At 57.2% G+C, this 11,443-nt stretch carries 8 protein-coding genes and 1 pseudogene; 3 read left to right on the top strand and 6 right to left on the bottom strand.

Annotated features, from left to right (window positions below):
- Positions 1 to 360: 360 nt before the first annotated feature.
- The 3 genes from U5A52_RS05395 to U5A52_RS05385 all read left to right on the top strand — a co-directional run bounded on the left by U5A52_RS05395 (position 361) and on the right by U5A52_RS05385 (position 4,827).
- The gene (locus U5A52_RS05395; RefSeq protein ID WP_321934192.1) at positions 361 to 1,299 is read left to right on the top strand and encodes a glycosyltransferase family 2 protein; all 939 of its coding nucleotides are present in this window, start codon (positions 361 to 363) and stop codon (positions 1,297 to 1,299) included.
- Positions 1,300 to 1,622: 323 nt separating this feature from the next.
- A complete protein-coding gene (locus tag U5A52_RS05390; protein ID WP_321934191.1) occupies positions 1,623 to 3,494 on the top strand; it encodes an HAD-IIIC family phosphatase in 1,872 nt (623 codons plus the stop codon).
- Positions 3,495 to 3,660: 166 nt separating this feature from the next.
- A complete protein-coding gene (locus tag U5A52_RS05385) occupies positions 3,661 to 4,827 on the top strand; it encodes a hypothetical protein (RefSeq protein WP_321934190.1) in 1,167 nt (388 codons plus the stop codon).
- 247 nt (positions 4,828 to 5,074) lie between these two features.
- Here the strand turns inward: U5A52_RS05385 and U5A52_RS05380 are convergent, their stop codons facing one another.
- The 6 genes and pseudogenes from U5A52_RS05380 to U5A52_RS05355 all read right to left on the bottom strand — a co-directional run.
- Entirely contained in the window at positions 5,075 to 6,253 is a 1,179-nt protein-coding gene (locus U5A52_RS05380; protein ID WP_321934189.1) for a hypothetical protein, read from the bottom strand.
- Positions 6,254 to 6,714: 461 nt separating this feature from the next.
- Positions 6,715 to 8,145: a UbiA family prenyltransferase gene (locus U5A52_RS05375; RefSeq protein ID WP_321934188.1), complete on the bottom strand. Its 1,431-nt coding sequence runs from the start codon at positions 8,143 to 8,145 to the stop codon at positions 6,715 to 6,717.
- Between the two features lie 150 nt (positions 8,146 to 8,295).
- Positions 8,296 to 8,721 carry a GtrA family protein gene (locus U5A52_RS05370; RefSeq protein WP_321934187.1) on the bottom strand — a complete coding sequence of 142 codons (426 nt, stop codon included), beginning with the start codon at positions 8,719 to 8,721 and terminating at the stop codon, positions 8,296 to 8,298.
- A complete protein-coding gene (locus U5A52_RS05365) occupies positions 8,718 to 9,461 on the bottom strand; it encodes an SDR family oxidoreductase (RefSeq protein WP_321934186.1) in 744 nt (247 codons plus the stop codon). Before U5A52_RS05365 ends, U5A52_RS05370 begins: the two co-directional genes overlap by 4 nt.
- Positions 9,461 to 10,780 (bottom strand): FAD-binding oxidoreductase, encoded by a 1,320-nt coding sequence (locus tag U5A52_RS05360; protein WP_321934185.1) that lies wholly within the window; start codon positions 10,778 to 10,780, stop codon positions 9,461 to 9,463. Before U5A52_RS05360 ends, U5A52_RS05365 begins: the two co-directional genes overlap by 1 nt.
- A gap of 437 nt (positions 10,781 to 11,217) precedes the next feature.
- A pseudogene (locus U5A52_RS05355) lies at positions 11,218 to 11,443 on the bottom strand (C4-dicarboxylate ABC transporter substrate-binding protein); the annotation flags it as partial.

The raw sequence follows: 11,443 nt of genomic DNA, 5'->3' as shown, positions 1-11,443 counted from the left end.
CTCTCCGAACGTAGCTGGGCTGCAGGGTCCTTTGCGACTCGATGCGGTGCCGGACGGATCATCTATGGCTTTGGCTTCCAGAACGCCCGCGGGTTGCGTTCGCTATTGAATTGATTCAGCGCTATGGCCTTCGAGAAGACTGGTCTGAAAACCATTGGGAGAAGGTTTTTCAACTGTATTCGAATGCAATTAGAAAGTATGTTTAATGTTTGTGTAAGGTTAATCGCGGGTCGGAAAGGGATGGATAAGTGCTCGGTAAGGAACGGTAAGAATATGTGTGATTGACGCGCTATCAGATCAAGACAGATAGTTTTACTCTTTGCACGAGGAAGTTGTCGAAATTCAGAATCGAGGTGCGGGATGCGGTGTGATTTTGACAATGTCTACAACGTAAGTGTGATCATTCCACACTACAACAGCATTGATTTGCTGTGGGTAGCAATAGAATCGATATCCAGTCAAACCGTTGCCCCGCAGGAAATTATCGTCGTAGACGACGCGTCCGGTCTGCAGTTCGACTTGCCGAGTCGTTGCGGAAACAACATTGTCTTGAGACTGATTCGCGAAAGCGAGAACCATGGCGCGGCGTGGTGTCGAAACCGGGGCATTGAAGAGGCCACCGGCGATCTGATCGCTTTCCTGGACGCTGACGACCGTTGGCTTCCGGACAAGCTCGAGCGCTGCGTGGCGGCTTTTGGCCCCAAGCCCGCCGGGAACGAGGCGAAGGTGCTGTTCAGCAACGTCGTGCTAACGGACGCAGGCCGGCGCATCCCGGGTAACCGCTCTCCCTACGATGGCCGGCCGATGCTCGATTTCATCCTGCTGGAGGGGGGCTATATCCAGACGTCATCGATCATGATGTGGCGTCATCAGTACCCGCTGATCAGTTTCGACGGGGCATTGCGCCGTCATCAGGATTGGGATTTTGCCATTCGAGCTGAAATGGCCGGATGTGCTTTCGTTTATTTGCACGACGCGCTGGTGGAGTATTCCTTGAGCGAGAGCCCCGCAAGAATATCGAAGGCGGTCAGTTGTGAACCCAGTCTCGTATTTTTTGAGAAATATGAAAAGCTGATGTCAAAGGGGCATGTCTCGTCATTTATATTTAATGTTTTGATTTACAAGAAAATGAGTATCACCTTGAGATTTGCCATCGTCGAACGCGTTTTGTTGAGAGAGATAGAGATTCCCAGCAAGGATTGGGCGGCGCTGTTTGCGAGGTTGATTATTGGTTGGGGAGGTGTGAATTTAATCAAGCAGTTGATGCGGATAATCCAGACTGAGGATTATTCGACCTGAGTTGAATCTGCCCTGAAAAATAAAAGTCATAGCCGGCGCGCCCCGGCAATCTTGTACATTCAGTTTCATCCCCGCCAGTCAGCGCCTCTGAAATTCGAGGCTCTCGGTAACCACTCGTTCTTCCCCTTTTTCCGTCTCTGTGATCGGCCCCCGCTGGGTCGAGGACGTTTATAAACGTCCCGCATGCCGCTGCGAGGATCCCGCAGCGCCGCACCCGGTTCGGGTTGTGTCTGTCGGCGCACAGATGGTGCATCGGCGCTCTGCTTTAATCTCAAAGCCGATACCGGCCGCGTGTGGAGTACGTTTCGATTTCGAGGTCCTAAATGCGTCAATTTGTCCGCGATTTGTTCTACTCGTCCGTCGCCGATAAACAGGTCAATTTACCGCTGCCGCCGACGTCGCTTGCGATCCAGTCGCGCAAGCTCAATATCTTGTTGCTGGGCACGTGTTCTGTGGAGATGCTCGTCAAGCGAAGCGCGAACTCCGGGCACAACATCCGGCACATATTGATGGGCTCGAGACGCCACGCCCCTGTCCCGGATGCCGCGCCAAGCGACGATGTCGTCGTCGTGAATCTCACGCTCCGTCACATTCTCGGCGAAGTGACGCAAACGCCTGAACCGGTGGTGGACATGGCTTTTGCGCGCCTGCGTTCAGACGACGATGCTCGCGTCTTCCTGGAGAGGACAGGGGAATATATCGCCCAGAAGGTGGCGCAGGTCGCCGCGCAGATCACGTCGGCTCCGATAATCTTCATGTCGTTTTTCGAGCCGAGCTTCAATTACGACGGCGATCTCATCGATCCATTCGGTATGACGTCGCCTGGAAATCTGGTGCGCGAGATCAACCGGCTTTTGTCCGACGCTGTGCGCAAGACAAATAACTGCTATTTTCTCGACGCCAACGAAATATTGAATTTCATCGGCCGCCGGCACCTGCAGGACGATGTCCTGTTGAGCAGTTCACATGCCTCGTTCATCAACGATTGGGACTTCAAGCTGGACGCGAATCGACTGATTGCGCCCAAAGCAATTGGAAATATCCTCACCTATGAGGTCGCGTCTCGCGAATTTACCCTCGCGTTCCTGTCGCGGATTGAGGCAATCGTCAAGGTCATCGAGCAGCAAGACCCAGTGAAGCTCATTATCGTCGACCTCGATGACACCATGTGGCGCGGCGTGGCAGCGGAAGGCGAGAACGTGAGCCTGGAGCAACGCATCGAAGGCTGGCCGATCGGTCTGGCTGAAGCCTTGCTGTTCTTCAAAAAGCGCGGCGGATTGCTGGCGATTTGCAGCAAGAATGAAGAAGCGCCCACCGTTGAACGGTTCAACGCCATCTGGCGCGGCGCCATTACCATGGACGACTTCGCGTGCGTGCGTATCAACTGGAGGCCCAAGTCGCAGAACATCCTTGAGATCATCAAGGAGGTCAATCTGCTTCCGGGCAACTGTGTCTTTATCGACGACAACGACCGTGAGTTGTCGGAGGTGAAGGCGGCGATCCCCGCCATTCGCTGCCTTGGCGGCAATCATTACGACTGGCGGCGAATCATTCTGCGGTCGGCCGAAACGCAGGTCCCCATCGTCACCGAAGAGTCATCGCGTCGCACCGAACTCGTGCGCGCAATCTCGCAGCGCGAAGCCAGCGCCGATGCCAATGATGGTGTTTCGCGCGAAGAGTGGCTGGCTTCGTTGCAGCTTCGCCAGTCATTCTTTCTGATCAAGACGCCGCAATCCAGATACTTTGATCGGGCATTCGAACTCATCAACAAGACGAATCAGTTCAACACGACCGGGAAAAGATGGGAGCGCTCGGAGTTTGAGGCGTTCATAAACCACGGCGGGTATTGTGTGGTCTCCTCTCTGCGCGACAAATTGATTGACAACGGCATCATCTCCGTTTGCCTGATCAAAGGCGAGAAGATCGTCCAGGTCGTGCTGTCGTGCCGCGTGTTTGGGCTTGGTGCGGAACTGGTCGTGGGGGCGATTGCGACGCGGTTGGCGCTGAAGGCGGGCGCTGAAGTTTGCGCCGAGTTGGTCGATACCGGAAGGAATGCGACCTGCCATGACTATTTCCGACGGCTTGGATTCTCCCAAACGGCGGCGGGTTTGTACTCGCGTACCGCGAACGAACTGCCGTCCTACATCGAGATCGAGAACCTGGGTGCTGCCGACTTCCCCCCTGTGCGGATTTAGACGGGGAAGGTTCCAAAAATCCGAAGTGATCCGCGGCGGACATCCATTCAAGGCAATCGTTGCCAGGGTAGCGGTTATCCAGTTTGAAAGGCCCTTCGGCCCTCTGTTGGCACTCGTTGAGGCGTGTCGATCGTAATCATCAGGCGGTCAACTCGAGACGTTGATTATGGCAAACAACATCAGAAAGTGGCTGGGTGTGCTGATCGTCGCCGTATGCTGTGGCTGGGTACTACGTGTCGGCCTGACACAGCCCGATCACAGTGGTTTCAACTGGGACATCATTGGCTATGTGGCGTCCATGTACAAGCAGGACGGTCTTTCTGGCGAGCCATTGAGGCGTGCCGTCTTCGCGAACGTTCTTAAAGAAGTGGGTGAGAGCGACCTCGAAAAACTTACGGCGGGTGCTTCCCGAGGCCAGAGCGGATCCAGTCTGGTTGAACAGGTTCCGGACGCAAGTTATCGTGCGACAGTATTCAACGATCCCGTCTCACTCGAGCAGCAAATACCGTTTTACTCGATACGTGTACTGTATCTGCAATCGATTCGAGTCGTCGACCATTTCGTTCACTCATATTCAAGTTCATCGATCCGCGTAGACGCAATATACGGCGCCCTTTGTGTGATCGTAGTGGCGCTGCTGCTCGAGCATTTTCAGATTTCTCAGCTTTATCTTCCGGCCATTATTTTTATTTCTAAACTTACTACCATCGGGCGAATCTCCTCCCCGGATGTCCTCGCGTGCTTGCTATCGTTGCTGGCGCTGTTGCTTCTGGTGAAGCGCAGCAGATGGGTATTTGCGGTGATCGTTGCGCTTCCGTTGGCCAGAACTGATTTTGTCATTTTATCGATGATTCTGTGCGTGTTCTCATTTCGGCTCCTTTCGACAAGGCTCGCGTTGCTTTCCGCGGCACTGTCTATTGGGCTGCTTGTTGCCGACAATCACTTCAACGGCAACTACGGATTTTTGCGCGTTTTCAATTTCACGCTATTCGGCGTTGATCCGTACCCGGCGACAATGAAAAATTCAACGCATATCGCTGACTACGTGAATGCGTATATTTCGGGTGCGAAGAGATCACACAATAGCCAACACCTTCTTGTCTACATGTTTTCCTCGGTGCTTTTCGGTATGCGGTTATATAGGCGAAACCCTCTTTCGGATCTGGACTATATATTTATCGCGTCAATGATCTTTGTTTCCTTGCATCTGATTCTCTTTCCGATCTATCTGGAGCGATTTTTTGTGTTCCCCGTGATTGTTTCGTTGATCTTCATGATAAATCGGATGGCTGAAGGGGCGGGATTCGCGGCTGGACGATTGAGACACGCCTGACGACGAGTCGCATCTGCGCTTCACTATATCGATGGCCGCCGTTGGTCAGGCGGCCCGCAGCTTGATGCGAGTGAGCACAAAGACGCGGGAGGCGGTATGCGTCCAGGCGGGGTGACGGTATGAGAGACCGGAATCAACGATTCCAGTGTCGCCCGAAGCTCGTTGTGGCTTTTGCGTCTCGCCATGTCACTTTCGACGCGACTTTTGCGGCGCAACATCCAGGTTCGTTGGCGCCGCTTATATGCGGCTACTTCCGGTGGCCGGCGCGCGAGAACGTGTATTTTGTCCAGGCAACGCTCAAAGGCCATTGACAGGCCATTGCCGCAGCCAGTAGGACATAAGTCGCGAGGAAGTAATAGGTTAGGGAATGCACGCGAATATGAAACAAACCTTCAAGGCATAGCGGCAGAATCGTCAGGAAAGGGAAAATTCTTAAGAATAAGCCCACCCAACCGTTACCTCGAGACGAAAGCATCATCGACAAATATAGGCAGACTGAAAAAACACTGAAATCATATGACATTAGTCTTGGATTTAGCAGAATGAGAATTGCGAGAAAGTAGAACAACTCGCTTTCGGAGCATATCCGTAGAGGGCGTTGGGTGTGCCTGCGTCTGAAGACTATCGATGTCAGCACAACGAGAAGCATGAGGAGAAGATGGAGAAAGAGTCCCACTTTTCCCATCCCAAATCTTGAAAATATGCCAAGGAGTGTGATTCCCGCGTCGCCATGCTGAACGATCTGGCCGTAGATGGCACCTTGGAATCCCGCCCATAGTTTCGGATAAAAGATAGGCTGCACCATGTAGATGACGGCGTCCGATATGAGCACCGTGACGAATGCGAACAAGCTGCGTCGGGGCAGAAAAAGATAAAGGAAGGCGTAGGCAAGAAAGTAGGGTTTTATGGCCGCGAAGAAAATGATGGCGATTGCATGCGCCGTCAACGCATAGATCGACCGATTCTTGAACAGAAAATATGAGAGGGACACGAGCACCAGGTGCGCAAAGACGCTCATGTTGCCTGTCTGGATCGAAGCAAAGCCAGCGCCCCCAATGAGAAAGCCAAGAATCAGGCAGGGCGCCAGGCGATGATATGGAATGAAGCGTTTGAGACTAATGCAAACACATGCAATTCCCGCCAGTGAAGCTAGAACCAGGAGAACAAAAGAGGTTGGGAAATCGACAACGGAAAATATCTTGAGAAAAACGGGTGGGTAGACAAATGGAAAATCGCCCGCAGCACACGCGTAGGGGTCCGGTGCAGACGAATAGCAACTCAAACCTTTCTCATAGACGTGGTAGTCCCAGAAGAATGAGTCAGTTTGCCCGCTGAATGCGAGAACCAATAAGGAGCAAGTGGCCGCAGATAAATTCCATAGCGGCCACGCCTTGTTGTCGTTAGCGGTCCCCGTCTCTAGCTTCAATTATGTCCCCATCTCGATCAATGACCGTCAAAAATCATGGCAGGTTTGATGGTTAAACACGAGTTTCATCCTCGAATTCCCCGGGCGATCGCAGCGCAGCTCACACGGGCTTGGATCGTGAGGGTGATCGGTTTATCGTGCATTCGTCGGTGAAACGTGGGGAGCCCTCTTTGGCTTAGCTCAAAGGGCGCAAGCGCGAACAGTGTTCGCAGGTTCCTCGGAATGTCGCTCGAGCCTTACCGGACCCAGTGAACAACCGTAGGGCATTGTGGTGCGTCCGTCTGTACGCCAGCGTACGTCACCGGCTAAGGCGAACGCGAACGCCAAAACGACGTCCCACTTACGGGTGCTGGGTGCCCCAAGTACGCGTCACCATGCCTCATCTCCGCAGACAGTGGCATTCCTGGGCCTGTCACCGTAGGAGCAGGTGCACGGTGTCTAGATCTTTCATCGCGGCATGTTCAGATGGCGAGCAACATGCTGAGCCCAGACAGTGCGATTACGGCGAGGCTCGCACGATCCTTGAACGCAAACACGATGGGGTCGTCGTGCATCGTGCCACGAAACGCGCACATCCAGATCCGGCTCACCCAGAACAGCGTGAGCGCGAACGTGGCCCACAATGCCTGCGGGTGGAGATATAGCGTCTTCATTTCCGGCGTGTTCAGATAAAGCGCGAGCACGAGCACGGCGAGATAAGCGGAAGCCGTGCCGAAAGAGCGCAGGATCGAAATGTCCTGCGTGATGTAACCGCGCCCCGCGGCTTCCGTCTTGCCTTCGCGCAGGATCGTGTCGAGTTCGACATAGCGTTTGACCATTGCGAGCGAGAGGAAGATCGGCACGCAGAACAAGATCAGCCAGTACGAGAGCGGAATGCCGGTCGCCGAGCCGCCGGCGATTACACGCACGGTGTACAGGCACGCAAGCGTGAACACGTCGACGAGTGTCATGCGCTTGAGAACGAACGAGTAGGCGACCGTCGCGACGAAATAGGCGGCGAGTATGACCCCGAACTCCCGCGGCAGGAGTGCCGCGAGGGCACCGCCTGCAGCGAACAGCGCGACAGTCAGCACGATGCCGAATTTCAGCGACAGCTTGCCCGAAGCGAATGGCCGGCTGCGCTTGCGCGCGTGGCGGCGATCGGCGTCCAGGTCGAGCATGTCGTTGAGGAGGTACACCGACGACGCGGCCAGGCTGAACGACAGAAACGCGATGCAGGTGGCAGCGAGCGCGGAACGGTCTGTGAAACGGTGGGCGGTGAGAAGCGGCACGAAGATCAGCACGTTCTTCACCCATTGATGCACGCGCATCTCCTTGAGCACGAGCGGAATCAGCTGGCGCTTTTGCTCGAAGAAGATGATGGCGGCGTTAGTCTTGCGTGCCGCGGCGGCAATGTGTTTGTCTCCAACCACGATCGCCTGGCGTGCCTGGCGCCATACCGGTAGGTCCGCGCGCGCATCGCCGCAATAGTCGAAGCCGTGGTCGCCGAACTGCTCAACGAGCGCCCGCGCCTTGTTTTTGCCGAGCAGGTTGTTGCTGACCGTGCTCGCGAGCACGCCGGTAAAGAGCCCAACGTGTGCGGCGATCTGGGAGGCGAGACGCTGGTTTGTGGCCGTGCAAAGATACAACTCGCGCCCGCTTGCCCGTTCGTTGCGCAGCCACGCGAGCAACTCAGTGTTGTAGGGCAGCACGCCAACGTCGATGTTCACACGCTGTGCGATCTGCTCCTTCAGGTAGGCGCGCCCGCGCAGCGCCCAAGCGAAACACAGGAAGATCGATAGTGGGCTCTGCTTGACGAGCACGAAGAACGCTTCAAACAACAGATCGGTACGAGTGAGCGTTCCGTCCAGATCCACACACAGCGGGACTGGGTGGGTTGCGGGCGTGGCCATGTTCATTCTCCGTGCCGGGGCAGGAACAAGGGGATCACTTCGTGAGGCGTTGGTCGGAGTGCGGCACCGGCGGCACGTGCGCGGTCCGCGATCCGGGAAAGCATCGTAATCGCGGTGCCGTGCGGGGTCTGTGCTGCAACGCACACGGGTTCACGCAAATACAAAGCGCTTGTCGAGGTGATATTTTGTGACATAGCCGATCACCAGACCGAGTGCGCCGCCGGCGAGGCGCGCGATTTCATTGTGAAAGAGCGCGTCCGCGGCGAATTCCACGACCCAGAAAACGACCGTCGTGCCGAGCCCCATGGCGACATACAGCGTGAACGTGCGTACGCCGTGCGCGACGCTGCGGTGCTCGTAGCGGAATATCCAGGCCTTATCGAGCAGGTATTTGACGATGAGCCCGACGCCTGTACCCACGCATACCGAAATGGGTACCGCAAATGCACCCTGGTACAAATGGAACGCCAGGCTCTGGCTGCCTAGATTCGCGCCGATTGAAATGGCGGCGAACACCGCGTACCAGAAGACGAGGCGGGAACGGCTCAGCACGACGCCGGTGGCCGGGCTGCTCATAGAGAAATCCGCTTGAATACGAAGCCGGGCAGCGAGCGGATTACGAGCATGATTTCGGCCCAGAACCACGGCGTATAGATCGAATCCTTTCCGCGCTCGACGGCGCGCACGATGTCTGTCGCCACGCGCTCAGGCGACGCGACAAGCGGGCCGGGCAGCGCAAGTCCGGCTGTCATCGGCGTGTTCACGAAACCTGGCTTGATAGTCAGTACTTTCACGTTCGACTTGAAGAGCCGCGCGCGCAGCCCTTCGCAGAAGGTCGTCACGGCGGCCTTCGCGGTGCCGTAGACGTAGTTCGAAGGGCGTCCGCGGTCGCCCGCTACCGATGAGATAACGGCGATCGAACCGCTCTTTTGTGCTTCGAACGCACCGGCGAGGAGTGTGAGTAGTGCGATAGTCGAGAGTGCGTTGACGGTGATTTCTCGCACCGCGGCCTGCGGGTCGCGCTCGCACTCCGACTGGTCTGAGAGCGTGCCGTGCGCGAGCAGAACGATGTCGATGCGGCCAAGCTCGGTCATTGCGGCGTCGAGCATGGGGCGGTGCTGTTCGAAATCGTTGACGTCGAGAACGAAGGTGCCGACACGCCCTGCGCCACGTACTCGCAGATCCTGCGCGACGACCTCAAGACGCGTCGCATGGCGGCCGGCCAGCATGAAGTTCGCGCCGCGCTTGATCCATTCTCGAGCACACGCCACTGCGATGGCGGAGGAACCACCGATGATCAGAATGTTCTTGTCCATTACCGGGTTGTCCGTTGCCAGAAGCGCGACATCAAGGCCGGGTCGCGCAGTTGTTCGAGCGCCTGCCACGCTGGATAGGCGGCGCGAAAATCCGCACCGCTCATGTGAGCATCCTTGGCCGGATACTGGCGGCCGCCAGCTTCGCGAACGATCGCGTCGAGGCGCGCGAAAAGCGTGGCGTTGCGTGTGTCGTGCTGGGGGAAATCGAGTGCAAGCGAGATTCCCTGCATTGGGAATGAGAGCAGTCCTGGAGAGACGAGCGGGCCGCAGCGCTTGAGCACCGCGAGGAACGAACCGGCGTGGGTCGACGCGATCGTGTCAAGGAACGCGTGCAACGCGTCGCGGGCCGTTGCGTCGGGCACGACCAGTTGGTACTGCTGGAAGCCGCGCCGTCCGTAGAGGCGATTCCAGTCCCTGATGCTATCGAGCGGGTAGAAGTAGCTCGCGCAGTTGACCACGGCGGGGCCTGCCTTGTTCGCTGCCCGGCGGTAGTAGAACTCGTTGAAGAGCTTCAGCGTGTAACGGTTCACGGGCGACCAGGGCGGGGCGAACGGTACCCGCCGCATGGGGCGGCGCGGCATATCGAAACACTGGTCGGTGGCATGGTCGGCGCAGACGTAAATGCCGCGTCCTAGCGACGTGCCGCGCCCCAGGCAGTCGATCCATGCCACGCCGTATTCATGCTGTGCGTCGTATTCGTGCGACAGCGCGAGGAACTCGTCGAGATTGCCGAACGGAATCGTTTGGGTGGCGAGGCGGCTCGACTCGACGGGCATCAGTTGCAGTTCCACCCATTCGACGATCCCAGTGAGGCCAAGACCGCCGATTGTTGCGCGATAGAACTCGGCGTTTTCTTCTGGCGCGCACTCAAGTGGCTCACAGTCGGAGCGCAGCAGCGAAAAGCGTCGCACGTGTCGGCCGAAGGTGCCGCGCACATGGTGGTTTTTGCCGTGTACGTCGTTGGCGAGTGCGCCTCCGAGCGTGACGAATTGCGTGCCGGGCGTAACGGGCAACATCCAGCCGCGCGGTACCGCAAGTTCGAGCACTTCGCCGAGTGTGACGCCCGCCTCTGCGCGCACGATGCCGGTTTTCCAGTCTGCGGAAATGAAGCGATCGAGACCACGCAGCGCAAGAACGTGATCGGTGGCGGCGAGACAACTATCTCCGTAGCTGCGACCGTTGCCGAACGGCAACGTCGTGCCGAAGCGGGTACCCGCGTCGCGTAGTGCGGATTGCGCGTTCTCGCGCCAACCCGGTTCACGGCCGGTTTGTGGTGCGTACGGGTAGTGGCCCCAGGAACTGAGCTTCGAGACGCTCATGTGCAGTCGCCGGACAATTGACAATTGACGCATGTTAGGCAGACCGCCCCGGGATTACCGTTCGCCGGAGCACAAAGCCCGCCTTCGAACACGCGCATGCTCCCTGGCTGACAGGGTTCGGGATCACACGCGCTCCCATCTGATCGCGATACGTACCTAAGAATAAACGATACGTGGTGTCGCCGAACGCGGGGCGAGTGCACCGCGTGGTCGTCTCGCGGTCGGCGCGCTGTATTTTTAGCGCATCCGGGGGCACGGCTGCGCCGCGTGGCGGAACAAGCCTGTCATTTGTCGGTTCAGAATTGCGAATTTTGAGGTTGCGCTCGAATTATTGCGCGATATCGCCGATCACGAGCCAGTTGCACGAAGATTCATCTTTGTCGCGCGGTTCCGCGCACACGTTCCGCCGCCTGTTGGTGGATGTCGACTTCGTGTCATTACTTGCAAAGCAGCAGCAGGCGCTCCTGGTCCGAGCATGGCCGCGCATTGACTTGTTGCGTGGCGGCGGCGCGCGGTGGCGCGGCCGCCTGCACCGCGGCGCGATGCGCGAAACACGCCTTCAGGCGCCGCTCGACGGGCTGATAGTATTGCCAGCCTTTGCCGAGGCTGGGTAGTTCAAGCTTCACCTGCTTCCACTTCGGATGGCCGTGATCCTGCAGGTTT

This window comes from Paraburkholderia sp. J8-2 (genome assembly GCF_905220195.1).
Lineage (GTDB): Bacteria > Pseudomonadota > Gammaproteobacteria > Burkholderiales > Burkholderiaceae > Paraburkholderia.
This window is presented reverse-complemented; position numbering and strand designations above follow the sequence as displayed.